We start from the raw sequence: 392 nt of genomic DNA on the forward strand, positions 1-392 counted from the left end.
GTGGCGTGTCGGCGGGTCTCGACCGCGCCGCTCCTTGGAGACGCCCCCTCACCCGCCCGGCTTCGCCGGTCGACCTCTCCCCGCACGCGGGGAGAGGTTAGGCCGTGCTCGTCGCGCACGCCTTGCAGCACAGCCGCTCACTACATATGCCCGACTTCGTCGGGCACTTCGTAGAATGTCGGATGGCGATAGATCTTGGACTCGGCCGGCTCGAACAGCATGCCGGCCTCGGCGGGATCGCTCGCGGTGATCGCATTCGACGGCACCACCCAGATGGACAGGCCTTCGCCGCGGCGGGTGTAGATGTCGCGCGCGGCCTGCAGCGCCAGCGTGGCGTCGGCCTGTCTCTTATAAACATCTGACGCTGCCGACGACGGAGAGAGTGTAAGTTC

General features: G+C 67.1%; 1 protein-coding gene. It reads right to left on the minus strand.

The features are described 5' to 3' along the window. Positions 1–140: 140 nt before the first annotated feature. Positions 141–392: 1,2-phenylacetyl-CoA epoxidase subunit PaaB (gene paaB, locus DY468_RS24565; RefSeq protein WP_164608229.1), on the minus strand; the 252-nt coding region annotated here is incomplete at its 5' end.

Origin of the sequence: Rhodopseudomonas sp. BR0M22, assembly GCF_010907035.1 — a bacterium.
GTDB lineage: Bacteria > Pseudomonadota > Alphaproteobacteria > Rhizobiales > Xanthobacteraceae > Rhodopseudomonas.